Origin of the sequence: Stieleria magnilauensis, assembly GCA_007753675.1 — a bacterium.
In the GTDB taxonomy this organism is placed as follows: domain Bacteria; phylum Planctomycetota; class Planctomycetia; order Pirellulales; family Pirellulaceae; genus Stieleria; species Stieleria magnilauensis.
Map to the genome: position 1 here is coordinate 7,139,079 of CP036432.1, position 19,390 is coordinate 7,158,468.

The 19,390-nt window shown below is 58.5% G+C and carries 13 protein-coding genes; 2 read left to right on the forward strand and 11 right to left on the reverse strand.

The window, feature by feature from the left end; all coding sequences use genetic code 11:
- The first annotated feature begins 70 nt into the window (after positions 1 to 70).
- Both TBK1r_RS25590 and TBK1r_RS25595 read left to right on the forward strand, forming a co-directional pair.
- On the forward strand, positions 71 to 8,392 hold the full coding sequence (locus TBK1r_RS25590; protein ID WP_145217361.1) for a tetratricopeptide repeat protein: 8,322 nt from the start codon (positions 71 to 73) through the stop codon (positions 8,390 to 8,392).
- 1,082 nt (positions 8,393 to 9,474) lie between these two features.
- Positions 9,475 to 10,725, forward strand: coding sequence for a Na+/H+ antiporter NhaA (locus TBK1r_RS25595; RefSeq protein ID WP_372894311.1), 1,251 nt, complete (start codon positions 9,475 to 9,477; stop codon positions 10,723 to 10,725).
- 61 nt (positions 10,726 to 10,786) lie between these two features.
- On the opposite strand, the gene TBK1r_RS25600 is transcribed toward TBK1r_RS25595, so the two are convergent.
- The 11 genes from TBK1r_RS25600 to flgC all read right to left on the reverse strand — a co-directional run bounded on the left by TBK1r_RS25600 (position 10,787) and on the right by flgC (position 19,368).
- Complete coding sequence (locus tag TBK1r_RS25600; protein ID WP_145217363.1) at positions 10,787 to 11,854, reverse strand: EscU/YscU/HrcU family type III secretion system export apparatus switch protein; 1,068 nt, start codon at positions 11,852 to 11,854, stop codon at positions 10,787 to 10,789.
- 3 nt (positions 11,855 to 11,857) lie between these two features.
- Positions 11,858 to 12,628, reverse strand: coding sequence for a flagellar biosynthetic protein FliR (locus TBK1r_RS25605; protein WP_145217366.1), 771 nt, complete (start codon positions 12,626 to 12,628; stop codon positions 11,858 to 11,860).
- Complete coding sequence (locus TBK1r_RS25610) at positions 12,625 to 12,894, reverse strand: flagellar biosynthetic protein FliQ (protein WP_095739164.1); 270 nt, start codon at positions 12,892 to 12,894, stop codon at positions 12,625 to 12,627. Before TBK1r_RS25610 ends, TBK1r_RS25605 begins: the two co-directional genes overlap by 4 nt.
- 15 nt (positions 12,895 to 12,909) lie before the next feature.
- A complete protein-coding gene (locus TBK1r_RS25615; RefSeq protein ID WP_145217368.1) occupies positions 12,910 to 13,635 on the reverse strand; it encodes a MotE family protein in 726 nt (241 codons plus the stop codon).
- A 3-nt stretch (positions 13,636 to 13,638) separates the two neighbouring features.
- Positions 13,639 to 14,073 (reverse strand): flagellar FliJ family protein, encoded by a 435-nt coding sequence (locus TBK1r_RS25620; protein ID WP_145217371.1) that lies wholly within the window; start codon positions 14,071 to 14,073, stop codon positions 13,639 to 13,641.
- On the reverse strand, positions 14,070 to 15,371 hold the full coding sequence (locus TBK1r_RS25625) for a FliI/YscN family ATPase (RefSeq protein WP_145217373.1): 1,302 nt from the start codon (positions 15,369 to 15,371) through the stop codon (positions 14,070 to 14,072). The genes TBK1r_RS25620 and TBK1r_RS25625 overlap by 4 nt, the downstream gene beginning before the upstream one ends.
- 1 nt (position 15,372) lies before the next feature.
- Positions 15,373 to 15,975: a FliH/SctL family protein gene (locus tag TBK1r_RS25630; protein WP_145217376.1), complete on the reverse strand. Its 603-nt coding sequence runs from the start codon at positions 15,973 to 15,975 to the stop codon at positions 15,373 to 15,375.
- A gap of 1 nt (position 15,976) precedes the next feature.
- Positions 15,977 to 16,990 (reverse strand): FliG C-terminal domain-containing protein, encoded by a 1,014-nt coding sequence (locus tag TBK1r_RS25635; protein ID WP_145217379.1) that lies wholly within the window; start codon positions 16,988 to 16,990, stop codon positions 15,977 to 15,979.
- Between the two features lie 20 nt (positions 16,991 to 17,010).
- Complete coding sequence (fliF, locus tag TBK1r_RS25640) at positions 17,011 to 18,543, reverse strand: flagellar basal-body MS-ring/collar protein FliF (protein ID WP_145217382.1); 1,533 nt, start codon at positions 18,541 to 18,543, stop codon at positions 17,011 to 17,013.
- A 70-nt stretch (positions 18,544 to 18,613) separates the two neighbouring features.
- A complete protein-coding gene (gene fliE / locus TBK1r_RS25645; RefSeq protein ID WP_145217385.1) occupies positions 18,614 to 18,937 on the reverse strand; it encodes a flagellar hook-basal body complex protein FliE in 324 nt (107 codons plus the stop codon).
- Positions 18,937 to 19,368, reverse strand: coding sequence for a flagellar basal body rod protein FlgC (gene flgC, locus TBK1r_RS25650; protein WP_145217388.1), 432 nt, complete (start codon positions 19,366 to 19,368; stop codon positions 18,937 to 18,939). The genes fliE and flgC overlap by 1 nt, the downstream gene beginning before the upstream one ends.
- Positions 19,369 to 19,390: the final 22 nt, after the last annotated feature.

Sequence of the window (19,390 nt, forward strand, 5' to 3'; positions counted from 1 at the left end):
AAAACCTCTTCTGGCCCGGCACGCTGCTTCGATTGGCGGTCGGACGCCTGCTACTGTGGAGTATCGACAGATGGCTCGAATCGGCTCGAACGTGTTGCGTGGGGTGTTCCTGGTCTCGCTCATTTGGGGTGGCGTCGGGACGGGCGTCGCCGCCGACCCCGGCGGTCCGGTGGACTCCGACGGACGCCCCTCCATCACCAGCGTGGTCCGCATTCCGACGGCCGTTCACGACGCAATGCAGGCGCGACGGTACCAGGACGCCGTCAAGGCGATCGAGTCGGAATTGCAGAACGACGCGGTCACCGCGCCGGACTACTTGATTTATTTGAAAGCGCTCGCGCTATCGCACGCCGATCAACGGGACGATGCCGTCGCGGCCTATCTGGAACTGGAAAACCGGTTCCCCAAAAGCGAATGGGTCAGCCGATCCAGGTTCGGGCGTGCGGCCGTCGCGGTCATGAATCGTCAGTACAACGTTGCCGGCGAAATCTATCAACGCGAAGCCGAACGATTGCTCTCACGCGGCAGAAAAGACGAACTCGCAAAAATCTATCTGGAGTTTGCCGACCGGTTCTTCGAGGGTGTCCCCGCCAACGATCCCTCTCGTGCCAAACAACCCGATTACAAACAGGCGTTGGAATACTACCGCGAGGCCAACAAGCTTGGACCGACCGTTCGCCGCCGGCAGCAAATTGAATTTCGCGTGGCCCGCTGTATCGAAGCGCTCAATCAACTCGATCAGGCCGCCAAAGCCTACCAAGACTTCCTCGCCCAGCACGGCGATCCGAGTCCAAAATCCGGGGTGTCCGCGTCGATCGAACTGCAGTCCGACGCGATGTACCGACTCGGGTTGGTCCAGCTCGAAAACAAGCAGCCATCGGCGGCGCGTCGGACCTGGCAAGACTTTCTGTCCAAACACGGTCCACCGCTCGACCCAAGCGACGCCTTGGCCGACCGACTGGCCAATGCGACGTACCGACTGGCCCACACCTACGGGCTGCCGAACCCGGCAACCGACGGGAACCTCGAACTCGGCGTCACACTGGCGGAACGGTTCCTCAAAGCCTACCCCGACCACAAACTCGCTCCCAAGGCCGAGCTGGAGATCGCCCAAGGCTACGAATCGCGGCGACGCAACGTCCAAGCGATCGACCGGTTGGAAAGTTTGATCGCCAATCCAGACTATCGAGGATCCGACCAACTGGCGATCGCACGACGCATGCTGGGGCAGTCGTATTTCGCCCAGAACGAATTTGACAAAGCGATCGAAGCGTGGAAGGAATTCCTTGAAAAACATCCGACCGATTCACAGTGGCCCGACGTTCAACAAAAGATCATCGGGGCCGAATTCGCCGCCGCCCAATACGCGCTCAACGAAAAAGACTTCGCCAAGGCCAGGGCGCTCTGGCAAACCTTCCTGAACAAGTATCCGCTGGACCAACGGGCGCCGAGCATCCTGTTGCAGTTTGGCGAAATGAACAAACGCGACGCGCTGGATCGACATCAACAGCGTGTCGACGCGGCGATCAAGAAGGGCCAATCCGGGGCCGAGATTCGACTCAACCAAACCTGCCGAGACCTGCTGGAAGACGCGATCGCTGATTGGCAGCGTCTGGTCGAAAAGTACCCCGACACCAACCAGGCCTCACTGGCGTCGTTGCGGATCGGGATCACCTTGGAAGAACAACTTGAGCGCCGCAAGGAAGCCCTCGAGTCGTACAATAAGGTCAAGGGAGCCAGTGAAGGCGCCGCCAAACAGCGGATCGCACGGTTGACCCGCCCGGAGTTGCAAGTGATGACGAAACGCAAATTCCGCAGCGACGAACAGGCCGGAATTCTGCTCACGACGCGGAACTTGGAAAAGGTTTCGGTCGCCGTCTACACGATCGACATGACCGATTACTTTCGAAAGATGCACTTGGCCACCGGCGTCGAAAAGCTGGACATCGCATTGATCGACCCCGACCAGCAATTTGAACATTCGGTCGATGATTACGAGCCGTTCAAACGGATCGATCAGGAGGTCACGATTCCGATCGATGGGCCGGGCGTCACCGCGGTCACCGTCAGCAGCGACAAGATGGAAGCAACGACCATGGTCGTCGTCAGTGATTTGGACATCCTGGTCAAATCGTCTCGCAACGAATTGTTTTTGTTCGCGCAGAACATGCGAACCGGGAAACCGGCCGAGGGAGTCAGTGTGCTGGTCAGCGACGGTGCGTCGGTGTTCGAGGAACTGGTGACCGATGCCGAAGGGATCGTGCGCTCGCAGTCGAAGCGTTTGCGTGACATCAAAGACTTGCGCGTGTTTGCCGTCCACGAAGGCCAGATCGCATCGACGGTGACCAATCTGAACGGCCTGGATTTCGCCGTCGGCTTGGTGCCCACGGGATACCTGTTTACCGATCGTCCCGTCTATCGACCGGGGGAATTGGTCAACATCAAGGGCATCGTCCGGTGGGTGGATCAAGACCGATTCACGTTTCGCGAAAGCGAGACGTTCTCATTGGACGTTTACGATGCCCGCGGTCGAAAATTGAAGACGGAAAAGGTGACACTGAACGCGTTCGGTTCGCTTCACACCAACATGGTGCTGCCGCCCAGCGCGGTGCCCGGACGATGCCGGATCCATCTGCATCGACGCTCCACTCCGAATCAACCCGAGTTGTCCTTTGAATCGCAATTCGAGGTCAAACAATTCAAGCTGGAACCGGTACAGCTGACGATCCAGACCGATCAAGACGTGTACTTTCGTGGCGACGCAATCACCGCCACTGTTGCGTTGAAGTATTATTACGGCGCACCGCTGCCGGGTGAAGAAATCAGCTACTCCATCGGCGGCGAAAGTGAACGCCAGATAGCGAAAACCGATGCCGACGGGAAAATCGAACTCAAATTTCCGACCCGCCGGTTCAGCGAATCACAAGCGATCACGATCGATGTCGCGTGCCCCCAACGCAACGTCGCCGAATCCCAACGGGTCTTTCTCGCCACACGCGGATTCAACGTCAACGTCACCACAGGCCGATCGGTCTACATCGCCGGTGAAACCTTTGACGTAACGATCAAAGTGGTCGACCCGGCGGGCAAACCGGTCGGAACGGCGGTCCAGTTGGAGGTGTTCGAAGTCACAGGGGCAGAGAGCGCGAACCAGACTGGCAACCAAGTGACCGCGCGACGCAATCGGAGCGGTCGAACGGGAGAGCGGCGGGTGGAAGCCTTCGACCTGACGACCGATGCCGAAGACGGGCAAGCCAGCGAGACGGTCCAGATCGAACGCAGCGGTACCTACATCGTGCGGGCAACGGGCAATGACCGATTTGGGAATTCCGTCAGCGGCCAGGCACGGCTGCAGATCTCGGGCGACGACGACACCACGCGGCTGCGGATTTTGGCCGACCAGCACAACTATCGCGTCGGCGACAACGCCAACGTGCGGTTGCACTGGCGCGATGCCCCCGCATTGGCGTTGATCACGTTCGATGGAGCGTCGGTGCTGGGCCACCGCTTGGTGCAACTGAAGCAGGGGGAAAACAAGATCGACATCCCGATCGACGCGGATCTGGCGCCGAATTTTCATCTGTCCGCCAGCGTGATGCAGCGCAGCAAGTTGCATCATGCCCTCAGTGGTTTCGTCGTCACCAAACGATTGCAGGTCAAACTGACGCCGTCGACAACGGATCTCAAGCCGACCGACCGCGTCAAGGTCGACATCGAAGTGACCGACTCGAGTGGCCGTCCGGTGGCCGCGGAGCTGGCGATGTCGTTGGTTCAGTCGAGTTTGCTCGATCGGTTCGGCTCCGCCGGCCCCGAGATCATGACGGCGTTCACCAGCGGGCTTCGTCAACGACGAATGCGGCAAACCTCCAGTTGCGAATTCAGCTACGCCACCCAGACTCGCTCGATCAACGAAGCCTTGCTCGTCGAAGCGGAACGCCGATCACGGCGATTGGCCGAGGCGGGCGCGATCGTGGACCTGTTCGCTGACAACGACGTCTCCTTGGAATTCGCGGAGATCGCAGGCGACGTCATCACCGAGGATGAACCGTTCGATCGAAATCAAACCGTCGACTTCGGTTACGCCGGGGGCGCGACGTCTTGGCGCTCTCTCGACGCCAATTTCGACGTGGACAGCGACGGTGCAGTGGAGCAGATGCAGCAAGAACTCATGATGCAGCGGCAATGGTCGCGTGGATCGACGGCAACGTCCAACGCATTGTCGTTGTACGTCCAAATGAACGGCCGGGGCGGCGCATCGCGAGGCCGCGGCATTGAAGCGGCCCAACTGGGTGACCGCCCCTGGAATCAGGATGCGTGGTTCTGGGGTGCAAATGCCCCCGCATCGATCAGTCAATTCGGTCGTGTCGACAGCAAGTCGTTGCAACGCCGCGATGTCACCATCAACGGGTTGACCCTGGATGGAAAACTGGTGGTGGTCAATGGAATGAGTGACGATGAAGTCAACCGATTGAACCAGTTCACCGGCGTTCGAATGTTTGGCCAAGCGATCAGCGGCGAGACCGGGTTTTGGGACCCCGTCATCGTGACCGACCAAGACGGCAAGGCCGAGATCGAAATCACCATGCCGGCCGTCTCAACCGCCTGGAAACTCAGTGCAAGCGCAATCAGTAAGGACACGCTTGCCGGCTCGGAGTCGGTCGAGCTGACCACGCGTAAAACGTTGTTCGGACAACTACGCGTTCCGCAAGCGTTTACTGTTGGCGACAAAGCGGACATTCAGGTCGAAGTGCACAACTCGCTGGAAGGCCCGCGGACCCTTCAAGTGGCGCTTAAAGCAACGATGGGAAACCAGTCGCTGGAACAGAACAAGACCCTCGAAGTCAAGGATGCCGGGATCGAAACACTGACGTTTCCCATCGAGATCGTTGAATCGGACCAAGTGGAATTGGAATTAACGATCGCGAGTGAAGGCGTCGCCGGGGACACCCATGTTTCCACAGCCGAGGTCCTGCCGTATGGATTCCCGGTCTATCAAACCGCAAGCGGGGCTGCGTCCCAAAACACGCTGGCATTGATTCAATTGGAACCGAATCAAAAAGCGCGCGGTCAGTCGCTGGAATTGATGATCGGCGGTGACCGACAGCAGTCATTGCTGGACAGCCTGTTGCGTGGCGAGACGTATTTGCCGCTGCGTTGTGTGCCGACCAGTTTGCTCGCTCGCAGCGTGTCGGATTGTCTCGGAGGCGTCGCGATGCTGAACCATCTCCGCCGATCCGCCCAACAAGATTCACCCGAGGGCGCGCAAGTCAGCGGCATCGTCGCCGCTGCGGTCAGCCATCTGATCGCGTCGCAGCGGGACGATGGCGGTTGGAGTTTGGCGGGTCATTCGGCCGGCCCGGCTGATCCGATCAGCACGGCACGCGCGATGTGGGCGTTGGTCCAGGCACGACGCGCGGGATTCGCGGTGCCGGAGCGACAATTTGAATTGGGTGTCGCGTCACTGAAAAAGGCGTTTGCCGGCGAAACCGATTTGAACCGTCAAGCGGTGCTGTTGGCGGCGTTGGCCGAGTGTGGAGCCGGCGATTTTGCACTGGCCAATCGGTTGTACCGTGAACGCAATCGATTAGACGATTACGGCCTGGTGCAATTGATGTTGGCTCTGACGGCGCTTCAGCACGACGAGATGGCGGCGGAACTACTCCCGCTGGTCAATCTCGACGCGGCCGGCGGGCGACCGAGTGTCGGCCGGACCTCGGTGGAACTCGCCGCGCTCGAGTTGATCGCGTTGCAACGGATGGAGCTGCGACCAGAGCTGAGGGTAAAACTTGCCGAGCGGCTGATGGCCGCGCGGGCCGGTTCACGCTGGCCGGTGGAATCGGATAACGGTCCGGCAATCGCAGCGTTGGCGGCGCATTTCGGCCAAAGCCCGCCGCAGCGGGAGCGGGTTGAAGTGACGATTTACGTCAACGGTGAACCGCTGGAACCGTTGACGCTGGATCCAGGTGCGGAGAGTCGCCGTATCCGCGTGCCCGATGAGATGCTCGTCGACGGCCAGCAACGGATCGAATTTGAGTTGGAAGGTCGCGGCGAATTTTCTTACAGCGCCGTCCTGACCGGTTTTTCAGATGCCGACTCGATCAGCAGCACCACAAAAGACTGGTCGATCGGGCGACGTTACGAACCCGATCAATTGCGCGTCGACGGCCGGCCGATTCTCCGCGGATACCGCGTGATCGATGGCAGCCACCCCTGGGCGCCGAACAAGTTGAGCCAGCTTCCCGTCGGAGCGCGTGCCCTGGTCACGCTGACGCCACGGGTCCGCTACCAGAATTCGCGTCCGCTGCGGACGTACTTGATGTTGGTCGAGCCGATCCCGGCGGGTTGCACGATCTTGGAGGAAACGATCAGCGGCGTGTTCGATCGCTACGACATCACTCCCGGTGCGATCACGTTTTACATCGGCGATTCGAAAACCCCCGGTGACATTCGTTACTCGTTGGCGGGCTACTTGCCCGGCAACTACCGGACCGCTCCTGCGGTCTTAAAAAGTTACTATTCACCCTCGGAGATTGCCGTCACCGAGCCGCAATCGTTACGCGTGCTGCCACTCGGTGAAACGTCCGCCGACGAATACAAGCTGACCCCCGACGAGTTGTTCGAACTCGGTAAAGTTCATTTCGACAAGGGCGAATTCCAGAAAGCATACGATTCACTTCACCAATTGCACGAGAACTGGCAGCTTCAGACGGCCCCCTATCAAGAAACGGTGTCGCTGCTGTTTCGCGCCTCGATGAAACTGGGCAACGATGCGGAGATCGTCAGATTCTTTGAGATCATCAAGGAACGATTCCCCGAAGTCGAGTTGTCGTTTGAGGAAATTTTGACCGTCGCAAAGTCGTATCGAGAAATTGCCGAGTACGAACGCAGCTACTTGGTTTATCGCACGACCGTTCAAGCGAGTTTCGAAAAAGAGAATCAGGTCGCCGGTTTTTTGAATGCGCGCGGCGAGTTTCTGCGAAGTGTCCAAGCGATGGAGTCATTGCTGCGTGATTACCCCGCTGAATCCTATGTCGCCACCGCCAGTTATGCGCTCTCCCAAGAGGTCTATCGGCGAGCCGAGACGGTCGCCGAGGATGAGAAGTTGATGGAGTCGGGGGTCACGCGTGTCGATTTGATCGACAGTTCGATTCGCAAGCTCGACGACTTTGTCACCAACTGGCCCGAAGACCCGTCCAGCGATCAAGCCAGCTTTGCGCTCGCGACGGCATTGATCGATCTGGAGCAGTACACGCTGGCGATTCGACGTGGTCAGCAATACGCCCAGCGTTATCCCGACAGCCGGTTGCTCGATTCGTTCTGGTACATGATCGGATTCTGCTACTTTGAACTTCAGGATCACGAGCAGGCGCTTCGGATGTGTCAGAAGGTTGCCGAGGCAACGTTTACGGATCCCCAATCGGGTGCGTCGCGCCAAGCGGATAACAAGTGGGAAGCCGTCTACATCATGGGGCAAATCCATCACAGTCTCGGTCAGGCGGCCAAGGCGATCGATGAGTACGCCAAAGTAAGCGACCGATTCAAGGATGCAGCGGAAGCGATCGAATTCTTCAGCCGTCAATCGGTATCGTTGCCCGATGTGACGACGCTGTTGGCCAAGGACGAGAGTGAAGTGTTACTGCAGCACCGAAACGTCTCGTCGGTATTAATCAAGGTGTATCGGATCGACTTGATGAAGTTCGGGTTGACGCAGCGGAATCTGGACAAGATCACCGCGATCAATCTGGCGGGGATCAAACCGTATCACCAAGAGACAGTCGAACTGGGCGACGGAAAGGATTACCGAGACCGCGAAACGAAGATCGCATTGCCGCTGAAAGAGCAAGGCGCCTATCTCGTCGTCGGACGATCCGACAATCTCTACACGTCCGGGCTGATGGTCGTCAGCCCACTGGCTTTGACGGTAGAAGAAGATTCCGTGTCGGGCCGGGTCCGCGTCAGCGTCAAGGATCAAACCGCGGATGCGTTTGTCGGCGACGTGCACGTCAAGGTGATCGGCTCGGCCAACGACCAGTTTGTCTCCGGGCAAACGGATCTGCGCGGGTTGTTCGTCGCCGACGGGATCGAAGGGACCAGCACGGTGATCGCGGTCGGTCAAAACGACCAGTATGCGTTTCACCGCGGATCGGTCTTCCTGCAGCAGCCGCGCGAAGAAGAACTGAACCGACAACCCGCTCAGGCCAACGACCCGTTCGGAGGTCCCGCCGATGCCCTGCCTCAACAACCCGCCGCGGGGCAAAACGTGAAAGGCGGCAAGGCATTGCTGAACAATCTGTTCAATCAGAACGGCGTCTTTCAGCAGGAGCAAAAGATGAACATCGAGGGGTTGATGAACAATCGTCGCGAAGGCGTGCAATCCAAAGAAGCGTATTGATCCCGCTCTGGTGTGCAGGCTTCAGCCGCCCATTTCGCTGCTTCGCAGCGCGAGCAGATGCGTCTCAAGGCTGGACACCAACCTGCGCTGGTGTGCAGGCTTTAGCCGCCCATTTCGCTGCTCCGCAGCGAGCAGATGCGCCTAAAGGCTGGACACCAACATGGGCTGGTGTGCAGGCTTTAGCCGCTCGTTTCGCTGCTTCGCAGCGAGCAGATGCGCCTAAAGGCTGGACACCAACCTGCGCTGGTGTGCAGGCTTTAGCCGCCCATCTTGCTGCTTCGCAGCGCGAGCAGATGCGCCTAAAGGCTGGACACCAACACGCGCTGGTGTGCAGGCTTTAGCCGCCCGTCTTGCTGCTTCGCAGCGCGTGCGGATGCGCCTAAAGGCTGGACACCAACACGCGCTGGTGTGCAGGCTTCAGCCGCTCGTCTTGCTGCTTCGCAGCGCGTGCAGATGCGCCTAAAGGCTGGACACCAACCTGCGCTGGTGTCCAGGCTTTAGCCGCTCGTCTTGCTGCTCCGCAGCGCGTGCAGATGCGTCTCAAGGCTGGACACCAACACGCGCTGGTGTGCAGGCTTTAGCCGCCCATCTTGCTGCTTCGCAGCGCGAGCAGATGCGCCTAAAGGCTGGACACCAACACGCGCTGGTGTGCAGGCTTCAGCCGCTCGTTTCGCTGCTTCGCAGCGAGCAGATGCGCCTAAAGGCTGGACACCAACCTGCGCTGGTGTGCAGGCTTCAGCCGCTCGTTTCGCTGCCTCGCAGCGAGCAGATGCGCCTAAAGGCTGGACACCAACACGCGCTGGTGTGCAGGCTTTAGCCGCCCATCTTGCTGCCTCGCAGCGACCCGGATGCGCCTAAAGGCTGGACACCAACGGCATTCACGCTTCCCTCGCCAATGACGGCGAGTCTCACGCGTGACGGTTGTCCCTCAGTCTTGGCGATCCAACGTCAATGGTTTGCGATTGAGGGGCAATCGTCAGTCATGCCGGCGAACTTCTGGCGCCCCGCTTTAACCGCGAACTACGCTTGCGAGACCTCCAAGATAGTGCTTCCCTACCAAGTAGATGATGAGATAAAGCCTGATGGCGACAGCATCGACGAATGCGAATCCGGTTCGATCATTCCTATACAACAACTCCATGTTCCTGGTCCTGGGATCGTTGGCTGCCTTGTTATGGGCCAACGCCGATGGCTTGTTTTCCGGGCATTCGTATCACAACTTTGTGCACGTCAACCTGTGGCCGTTTGCCGGATCGGGGCACGGCGATCACGGCGGTCATGGTTTGACATTCCACTTTGTGGTCAACGATATTCTGATGGCATTGTTCTTTGCCATTGCCGCCAAAGAAGTTTGGGAATCGATTTTGCCCGGTGGGGCACTCTCCAACATGCGGACCGCCGCGACACCCCTGTTGGCAACCGCCGGCGGTGTGGTCGGTCCTTCGGTGGTCTATCTGGTCGGTGCCGTTGCCGTGGGGCAATACTCCGAACTTGGAAACGGATGGGCGATCCCCTGTGCGACCGACATTGCCTTCAGCTATCTGATTGCGCGTTTGATCTTCGGCAACGGGCATCCGGCGATTTCGTTCTTGCTGCTGTTGGCGATTGCCGACGATGCCTTGGGGCTGGCGATCTTGGCGGTGTTCTATCCGTCCAGCGAGGTCAACCTCGCGTGGTTGGGCCTGACGGCGATCGCCGTCACGACAGGCTTGGGTTTCAAACGCAGCGGGATACGAAATTTCTGGTGGTATTTGGCCATCCCGGGAATCATGAGTTGGATCTCGTTCTACATGGCCGGCATTCACGCGGCACTCGGTTTGGTGCCGATCATCGCCACCTTGCCCCACGCGAACACTGATGCGGGACTGTTTGCCGAAACCGGTGAAGAAACAGATACATTGAACCAGTTCGAGCATTGGTGGAAAGAACCCGTCGAGCTGATCTTGGGTCTGTTCGCCTTGGTCAACGCCGGCGTGGTGTTGTCGAGTGTCGGCGCGGGAACCTGGCTGGTGACCATGGGGCTGTTCGTGGGCAAACCCCTCGGGATTTTCGCTTTCAGCTACTTCGCCGTTCGCGTGTTAAAACTCGATTTGCCCGGCGGAATGAACCTCAAACACGTCGCAGTGATCGGTTGCATCGCCAGCTTAGGGTTCACCGTGGCCCTGTTCGTCTCGACCGCTGCATTCCCGAATCCGGGTCCGATCCAAGACTCCGTCAAGATGGGCGCGTTGCTGAGCTTCCTGGCGCCGGTCAGCGCCTTGGCGACGGCCTGGTTGATGGGCATTCGCCCGGCGTTCCTGGGCGGTGGCGAGGACGTTAGCCCGGACGCGTAGGCAAGAGTCGCCGCGTTGCCCCTTCGCAACGCACGTGTGCTGACCTGATCGCGTTGAAGCGTTAGATCGCCGAACGCATGCGATTGACGAAGTTCAGGATTTCGGCGACCGCCTGGTACAACTCGAACGGGATCGCGTTGCCGATTTCGACATTCTTGAACAGGAATCGCGCCACCGGTTTTCTCTCGACCACGGGCACACCGTTTTCCTTGGCGATCGCGATGATCTTTTTCGCCACGAAGTCCGCTCCCTTGGCGATCACGATCGGTGCTTCCATGTTGTCGCGGTCGTATTGAACCGCGACGGCGAAGTGGGTCGGGTTGGTGATGACGACGGATGCCTTGGGCACGTCCGAAAGCATCCGCTTACGCCCCATTTCGGCTTGCAGTTGTTTGATCCGTGCCCGAACCATCGGATCACCCTCGGACGATTTGTGTTCCTCCTTGATGTCTTGCCGGCTCATCTTCATGTCTTCCAGGTGTTTCCATTTTTGGAATCCCAAGTCGACCATGCCGATGAAGGTGATCGTGGCGGCGATGGCCAGTGAGCATTGGACCAACAATCCGCCGAGAAAGAACATCAGTTCTTGAATCGAACCGAATCCGGAGGTCGTGATCTGGTCGATCTTTGATTGACCGACAAACACGGCGATGGCGACGATGACGGCGGCTTTGGCCAGCGAAAGTGCTCCGCGGACGGCGCTCTGCATCGAGAAGATTTTCTGGAACCCCTTGATCACGCTCAGTTTGTCGACATTCAATTCCAAGGGTTTAAAGCTGAGGTTGAAACTGGTTTGCAGCAGTCCGGTGGCTGCCGCGAGAATGCCCAGGGGAGCGACAATCGCCATCACGGCCGCACCGATGCGAAGGGTTTCGTCGATAAAGGCTTTGACCAGCAGACGAGGATCAACCACCACTTCCTCAAATTCGGTCATGCGGTGTTCGATCGATCCCGTGAGGGTGCCAAAGAACCAATCTCCCAAGGACCAATAGAAAAACGCGGTCGTCGCCAGAATCACTCCGCCGACCAGCTCCGCGCTGAACCCGATTTGGCCGTCCTCGCGGGCTTTGCGCAACCGCTGCGGTGTTGCTTCCTCGGTCCTCTGATCGCGATCTTGATTCTCGGCCATCGATCACCCCAACAACGATTGCATCAGGTATTCGATGTCTTCTTGCACGCGATAGAAATAGATTTCGACCGCACCGAACAGGATCGGGCAAAACAGAAACAGCAACAGGCCGCCGAAACCGACGCGGATCGACATGCCGACCGAAAACAGATTCATGGCCGGCGCGGCACGATTGAGAAATGCCAGGACCAGCGTGACCAGCATCAGCAGCACCATCAGCGGCGCGACGATCAACAGCCCGTAATCGCTGGTCCGATTGAAGGCAGTCACCAATTCTTCGGTGGGCAATTCGAGCAGGCCCACCCGCGTCATCGTCTCGTTGAACGAAAGGTGCAGCGAGAGGATGATGAAGTGATGCAGATTGAGAGAAAAGAACAACAGCATCGAAAAGGCTTCGAAAACGCGTGAGACCAGCGTTGACGAATCCTGGCTGCCCGGATCGCTGATCGCAGCGAGGGAGAGCCCGAGTTCCTGGGCGATGTAAGACCCGGCGATTCGCGCCGGCCAAAAGAACAGCCCCAGCACCAGGCTGAGTAACAAGCCGATACAAATCTCTTTGAACACCAGGAACAAGAACAGCAAGCTGCCGACGTCGTCGAGTGATAGTTGGGGCATCACGTTCTTGGCGTCGGCCAACCAAAAAACAGAGAGCGCTGTCGCCAGTCCCGCTTTGACCTGATTGGGAAGTTGTTTTTTGCTGAACAGCGGAAAAAACGCAACGAATACCGAGACGCGGGCGAGCACCAATAAAAACAGGACAACGTCGCCGGTCATTTCACAAATTCGACCATTTGTGTCATCAAGCCCAGCGTGTAGTTCTGGAGCGTGACGAGGTACCAGTTGGACATGAAGATCAGCACGAAGACCACGCAAACGATTCGGGGTGCAAACGAGAGTGTTTGTTCCTGGATGCTGGTGACGGTTTGGCCGATGCTGATCAGCAAGCCGACAACCAGGCTGACCACGACGACCGGCGCGGTCAGCAGCAACGCCATCGCGAAAAACTCACGACCGATCAGTACGACGTCTTCAATTTCCATCCTTGGATCCGGTTGCTATTTGTTTGTCAAGGCTTCGATCAACTGGTCGACCAGAATGGGGTCGTTCATGGCGCCCAGGATCTTCGACTTTTGGCGGTCGGGCATCTTCTGCAGCAGCGAAGCGGCAAAGCCCATCTTGCCGTTGTTGGAAAACTCGCGAATGTATTCGGCGGCCTGTTCGGGTTGCAGGCCTTCGAACCAGCCTTTGACTTCATCGGCTTGGGTGTCAGCGCTGGACACCGTGTTGACCTTCTTGGTGTCCGCCTTTTTGGTCAGTTTTTCGAGTTCTGTTTTTTTCTGTTCGACGTCGGACAAGGTCGATTTCAATTCTTCGGTCATCCGGCTCAGCATGTCCAATTTGGTGTCGATGCCTTCGCTGAACGCACGCAATTCGTCCTGTTCGGTGGCCAGGTCATCGAAGATCAATTTGACCCTCATCTCGTCGCGTTTGACGCGTTCTTCGCGCTCGGCGAGTTCCTGCTCCATGCGTTTGATCGAGTCGCTCATCTGCAGCACGGCTTCGACCGAGACGTTGTTATCGGGGCGAAAGGAGACGGGGACGGCATCCCCCTGGGGATCGATCGCCTCGTCGGCGGCGAGTTCGCCCCGCGGTTCGGTCGGATCGGCCGAGTCGGTGGCTTCCAGATCGGCGGGCGTCTTTTTGAGCAGGAACTGGGTTGCACCGGCAGACAAGCCGAAAATGACGGCGCAGGTAATCATCGCCGTAATGATCGCTTTCATGTTCTAATTCCTTGCGTACTTTTTAAGCGCGTTTTCATCTGCCAATAACATTTGTTGCGTCATGGCGTCTGCATCAAATTCGAGCCTTCGCTGGTCCATCAGGATTTCCAGTCCGCGAACCCGCGTGCGTTGATCCATCACGCGCGAACGCGCCTCGGCACGCTCGGATTCGCATTTGGAGAGGACTTCGCGGACGATTTTGATGGAACGATCGATGCTGTCGATCCAGAGATTGGTTTGCGTGAGCGATTCAATCGAACAGTCCTGGTTGATTTCCAGTCCCTGCCGTTTTAGCGCTTCGAATTCATCGAGTCGTTTTTGGTGCGACGCCAACATCGCATCGATGCGAGCGAGTTCTCCGATCAAAACATTCAACTGGCTGGTTTCCAGCGAATGAATGCGACGAATTCGATCGATCTTTTTCTTTAATTCGCTCATTGTGGCTGCCCGATCAGTTGGTGCAGCCTACTGAGACCGGCTTGGGTCGACGCCAAGGTGCTCGGTGCGTCCATGGCCTGTCGCAAGAACCGGTTGACCTCGGGGTAGGTCTCAATCGCGCGATCGGAATCCGGCATGGCGCCTTTTTGGTAGGCGCCGATTTGGATCAGATCTTCGACTTCGAAGTACTTTGCCAAGACCCGGCGGATGCTGGCGGCTTGCTGCTGATGCGGTTTGTCGGTGACCTCTTTGAACAGCCGGCTGGCGCTCTTGAGCACATTGATCGCGGGAAAGTGGCCTTCGTGGGCGAGTTTTCGATCCAGAACGATGTGTCCATCCAGGATCGCCCGCGCCGAATCGGCGACCGGTTCGTTCATGTCGTCGCCGTCGACCAGCACCGTCAGTAAACCGGTGATGACGCCCTTGTCGCTGGTCCCGAGCTGTTCGAGCAACTGGGCCATCTTCTGGAACACGCTGGGGGTGTAGCCGCGAGACGTGGGCGGTTCGCCGAGCAGCAGCCCGAGTTCGCGTTGTGCGTGTGCCAAACGGGTCAGGCTGTCGAGCATGAACAGGACGTTCATGCCTTGCGAGCGAAACCAACTGGCGATCGCGACGGCGGATTCGCTGGCACGGATCCGGGCCAAAGGCGGCTGGTCGGAGGTCGAGACGATGACGACGGATCGGGCCAGGCCTTCTTTTCCCAGCGTGTCTTCGATAAAGGGACGGACCTCTCGCCCACGTTCGCCGATCATGGCGACGACGTTGATGTCGCATAAGGCGTGTTTGGCGATCTCGCCCAACAGTGTGCTCTTGCCCACACCGCTGCCGGCGAACAGTCCGACCCGTTGGCCTTGGCCCATCGTCAGCAACCCGTCGATCGAACGGACGCCGGTGACGAAAGGCTGGCGGATCAGCGGACGTGTCAGTGGATCGGGTGATTCAAAGTGCAGTTCGGCCGTCGCGTCGCAATGGATCGGACCGAGTGAATCGATCGGGCGTCCCAGCGAATCGATGACACGTCCGAGCAGTTGGCGACCGACAGGGACACGCATGCGTTTGCCGGTGGACACCACGACGTTGCCACGTTGAAAATCGACGCCGGAATGATACGGCATCAACTGCGCTTTGTCGTCGTTGAACCCGATCACTTCGGCCAACACGCTCTGACCGGTCGACGAGGTGATTTGCACCAGCTCACCGAGCCCGGCATCGATGGTCGCACACATCCGGCCTTCGACGCTTTGCAAGCGCCCGGTCGCTTGAAGCCATTGGTCGTTTCGCAGCGTCGACGTCAGCATGCTAGGCGTCTCCCCTGATCATCGACATCTGTTTCCCCGCGGCGTCGAGGAACGATTCCAGTGACGCGAGGAACCCCTTGCCGTTGGATTCGATTCGGCAGTCGCCCGGCTGGACCGTGGCATCGGCTTGAATCTCGATCGCCTCGTACTCCACTTGGGACAACCAGGATTCCAACGGCGTGACACAGTCCGGGTTCACGAAGATGACCGCGGATTGGCTGGGGTGCACTTGGCGAAGCAAAATGTTTGCGAAGTGTGCGACGCGTTCTTCGACAAGGCTGCTGTCGCTGCCGAGAGCCTGTTTGGCCAATTGCGTGGCCGCCGCGGTCAGCTGCACACCGATTGAGGAAAACTCTTCATTGAGTTTGGCGTCGAGGTGCTGCAGTTGCTGCTCGATCGATTGCAGTGTCTTCAGTGCGGAGGCGGCGATGTCGTCGCGGGACTCCGCGGCGGACCGGGCGTTCGGATTTGATGCTGCCGGAGCATTCGCCGAGACATTCATCGCGGCGCTGGACACGCCACTGGTCGACGGCATCGCAAGTGGGCCGCGTGCGACGGTGACGTTGGCCAGGGATTGATCGAAGGGGATTTGAATCACAGCCATATCAATCGATTTTCACCTCACCGGCTTCGCACAGGCCGGCCAAGATTTTGGCAATCGAGCCCCGTGCCTCCATGATTTCCTCTTCGGTCGCGTTGGTCTTGAATTCCATTTCCTCTTGCAGCGACTCTTTGGCCCGTTTGGACATGTTGGACAAGATGAACGTCAGCAAGGATTCATCGACCTGCTGGAGGGCACAGACCAGGGCATCGGTCTGGCATTGTCCGAGCAGTTTTTGCAGGTCTCGGTCACCGAGTTTCTCGATGTCTTCGAAGCGGTAGAGTTGATTTCGAACGGTTTCGGCCAGGTCGCTGTCGCGTTTTTCCAGTTCGTCGAGCATCGGTTTGCGGAGCGCCCTGGGAAGCGAACGCATCAGGTTCGCCATTTGGGAGGTGGTTTCCTGTTCGGTCTCACGCTCTTCGACCTGGAGCGACAACTGCAGTGCTTTGGCGAGAATACGTTCTTGGATCAACGATGAAACGGTCAGCGGCTGGGCCAGTTGCAGGAACACGTTGGGGCGAACCGCTTCGGGCAGGAATTCGAGTGTTTTCGCGGCGTGTTCGTTGGCCAGTTTGCGCAGCACGATCGCGGTGGCGACCGGGTTTTCGTTCTTGAGCGCCTGGGCGACTTGATAGGGGTGCATCAAGTTGAGATCGCGAACGGTGTCGCCGGTCAATTTTGGCGGTGTGAAGCGTTTGGTCGGTTCGATTTCGACGTCAAAGCTTTCTTCGGCGATCTGCAGGATCTTGGGGCCGTCGTCGTCGTGCTGCTCGTCTTCCGGCGTGGGGTCCTTTTTATCGACCGTCTGCAGAGCCATGTGGAAGTAGTCTTCAAAGTCGCCGAGGACCATATCGACTTCTTCCTGACTGGGCGGATAGGACTCAAAGTCCTTGAGTGCCTGATCGAGTTCGTCCAAGGCTTCGCCGGAGAGATCTTGCCGGGCCATCTCGGTGGCCTCGTCCCCCATCAGGTGCAAGAGCAGCGCGAGACGCTCGGGTCGAGTCAACATCATCTTCATCGTTGCCAACCCTCCTGTGGTCACGCGGCGTTGCGTTTATCGGAATCTCGATCGGAATCGGCTCCGGACCAAGATCGAACGACCTGTGCAAACACTTCGGGGTTTTCTTTGATCATCCGGGACAATTCGCTGACGTTTTCCAGGCGGGTACCGTCGATTTGTTGATCGGCTCCGATGCCGCCCGGTTTGCTGGCCGGTCCGAACCGGCGAAGCAGCATGAGGCCTAACACAAAGGCCAGCAGGGCGGCAATCGCAAGTGATGCCTTTTCAACAATCGACGTGATCTTGGTCCAGTCAAACGTACTTTCCGGAGCCGTCATGGTGAGCAAGGGCTCGGGAAATGGCAGGATTTCGACGGAAATGGTGTCGGTGTCGTCGCGAAAACCGACCGCATTCTTGACAATCGCGCTGACTTTTTCGTTCAGCCCCGGCGTCAACGCGCCGTCTTCGCCCTTGATGCCGTTGGCTTCGGAGTTGACCAGGACACTGACGCTGAGGAAATTGCGGACGGGCGTGGAATTGGCTTGCGTTTCTTCGGTGATCGGGACCAGGTAGCTGGTTTTGACGTTTTCGGTCTTGTTGAGAATGTTGCTGGTGCCGGTCGCCCCCCTGCGTGAATTCAAATTGGACGCAACTCCCGCGGCACCGACGGCGGCCGGGGCGGTGTTGGTGGTCGTTTCGGAGATCAAGTCCTCTTGGCTGGGGACGGCGCCGTCGGCGTCGTATTTGGTGGTTTTGGTCGAACCCTGGGTGAACGTCATGTCCAAGCTGACTTGGACACTGGCGTTGCCATAGCCAAGGAACTGCAGCAGTTGCGATTCGGCCTTGTGGGCCAGTTTGCGTTCGGCCTCGGCGATGTACTCGACTTGGCTACCGATTTGCTGTGCCTGCTCGTCCGGCACGGTATAGCTGCGACCGTCTCGGTCGGTGATTTGAACGGCTTCGGGACGCAGGTCTTCGACGGCATAGGCGACAAAGGAAGCGATCGACGCGGCTTGCTGGTCGTTCAACCGGGCTCCGTAACGCAGGGTCAGCATGACGCTGGCCGAGGGCGGAGAGGTTTTGCGTTCGAACGGGCCCTTGTCGGGAATGTTCAGGTGCACGTCGGCGTTTTCGACGATCTCGAGTTTCTTGATCGTCGAGGCGAGGCTTTGTTGCTTTTGCAAACGCGCTCGGTTGCGGCGTTCGGTCGGGCTGCCGAACGCACCCCCCATGGGCAGATCGGCGACGGCCCCGGCGTCTGCAACGCCATTGGTGCGTGCCAACAAACGGGCTTTGGCGAAATCGCGTTTGTCGACCAACAGATTCCCGCCGGCTCCGGAGAGCTGGTAATCGATCCCGGCCTTGTCCAAGGCGTTGATCACACGATCGACTTGGTCCCCTTCGGCCTGGCTGACCAGCACGACGTAGCTGGGTTGGACCGACCAATAGCCCACGCCTCCAACGGTGACCGCACACAGCACCGCCAACAGCAGGATTCCGATCCTTGCTGAAGGAGAGCTGTGCCGCCAGATATTCAGGAGGGCATCGATATAGGGCTGGATAACGTTCAAGGCAAATCAAGCAAGCGAAAGTCGCGTTTGGGAGGTAACACGAAGGTCGTCTAAAACTGCAGGGGGTTGGCTAGAATTGCATGCGCATCAGTTCGTTGTAGGAATCGACGATTTTGTTGCGGACTTCCATAAAGACTTGAAACGACATCTCGGCCTTGACGACCTCCATGACGACTTGCTGGACGTCCTGGTTTTCACCCGAGACCAGGCCTTGGATCGCTTCTTCGGATCGGATCTGGTCTTCGTTGGCACGGGCCATCAGGTCCATGAACAGATTGCGATCCCCCGCCTCGGGCTTTTCGACCGCGGTGGGGAAGGCGATGTTGGGCGACCCCGTCGTGGTGACGGGGTTGGTGGCCAACGGATTCGGACCGATGGGGGGCAGGGCAGACATCACTGGCCTCCTTGGAGCAGTGTGAGCGTTTGTTCGACCATCTCTTTAAAGACGCTGATCGCTTTGGAGTTCGCTTCGTAGGAGCGACTGGCCGTGATCAGGTCCACCATTTCTTCAGGAATCTTGACGTTGGAGAGTTTCACGAAGCCGTTCTCGTCGGCGTGTGGGTGCGCCGGGTTGTACAGGGTCGGAAATTCGCTGCTGTCGCCTTCGACGCCGACCACTTCGACCCCGTGCATCGCCGCACTGCCATGTTTTCCATGGGCGTGATCCAGCCCCGCAGCAAACACCACCGCCTGTCGACGGTAGGGCTCGCCGGTGTCCGTCATCGTGGTGCCGGCATTGGCGATATTGTTGGCCGTCACCTCCATCCGAAACCGCTCGGCGGCGAGGCCGGAGGCGGCGATGTCAATCGTTGGAAATCGAACCATCAATGCGTTCCTTCGTCACTGT

Bases quoted from the DNA above. Each gene is read 5' to 3' on its own strand.
- TBK1r_RS25590 (WP_145217361.1), top strand. From the start codon at position 71: ATGGCTCGAATCGGCTCGAACGTGTTGCGTGGGGTGTTCCTGGTCTCG.
- TBK1r_RS25595 (WP_372894311.1), top strand. From the start codon at position 9,475: ATGGCGACAGCATCGACGAATGCGAATCCGGTTCGATCATTCCTATAC.
- TBK1r_RS25600 (WP_145217363.1), bottom strand. From the start codon at position 11,854: ATGGCCGAGAATCAAGATCGCGATCAGAGGACCGAGGAAGCAACACCG.
- TBK1r_RS25605 (WP_145217366.1), bottom strand. From the start codon at position 12,628: ATGACCGGCGACGTTGTCCTGTTTTTATTGGTGCTCGCCCGCGTCTCG.
- TBK1r_RS25610 (WP_095739164.1), bottom strand. From the start codon at position 12,894: ATGGAAATTGAAGACGTCGTACTGATCGGTCGTGAGTTTTTCGCGATG.
- TBK1r_RS25615 (WP_145217368.1), bottom strand. From the start codon at position 13,635: ATGAAAGCGATCATTACGGCGATGATTACCTGCGCCGTCATTTTCGGC.
- TBK1r_RS25620 (WP_145217371.1), bottom strand. From the start codon at position 14,073: ATGAGCGAATTAAAGAAAAAGATCGATCGAATTCGTCGCATTCATTCG.
- TBK1r_RS25625 (WP_145217373.1), bottom strand. From the start codon at position 15,371: ATGCTGACGTCGACGCTGCGAAACGACCAATGGCTTCAAGCGACCGGG.
- TBK1r_RS25630 (WP_145217376.1), bottom strand. From the start codon at position 15,975: ATGGCTGTGATTCAAATCCCCTTCGATCAATCCCTGGCCAACGTCACC.
- TBK1r_RS25635 (WP_145217379.1), bottom strand. From the start codon at position 16,990: ATGAAGATGATGTTGACTCGACCCGAGCGTCTCGCGCTGCTCTTGCAC.
- fliE (WP_145217385.1), bottom strand. From the start codon at position 18,937: ATGTCTGCCCTGCCCCCCATCGGTCCGAATCCGTTGGCCACCAACCCC.
- flgC (WP_145217388.1), bottom strand. From the start codon at position 19,368: ATGGTTCGATTTCCAACGATTGACATCGCCGCCTCCGGCCTCGCCGCC.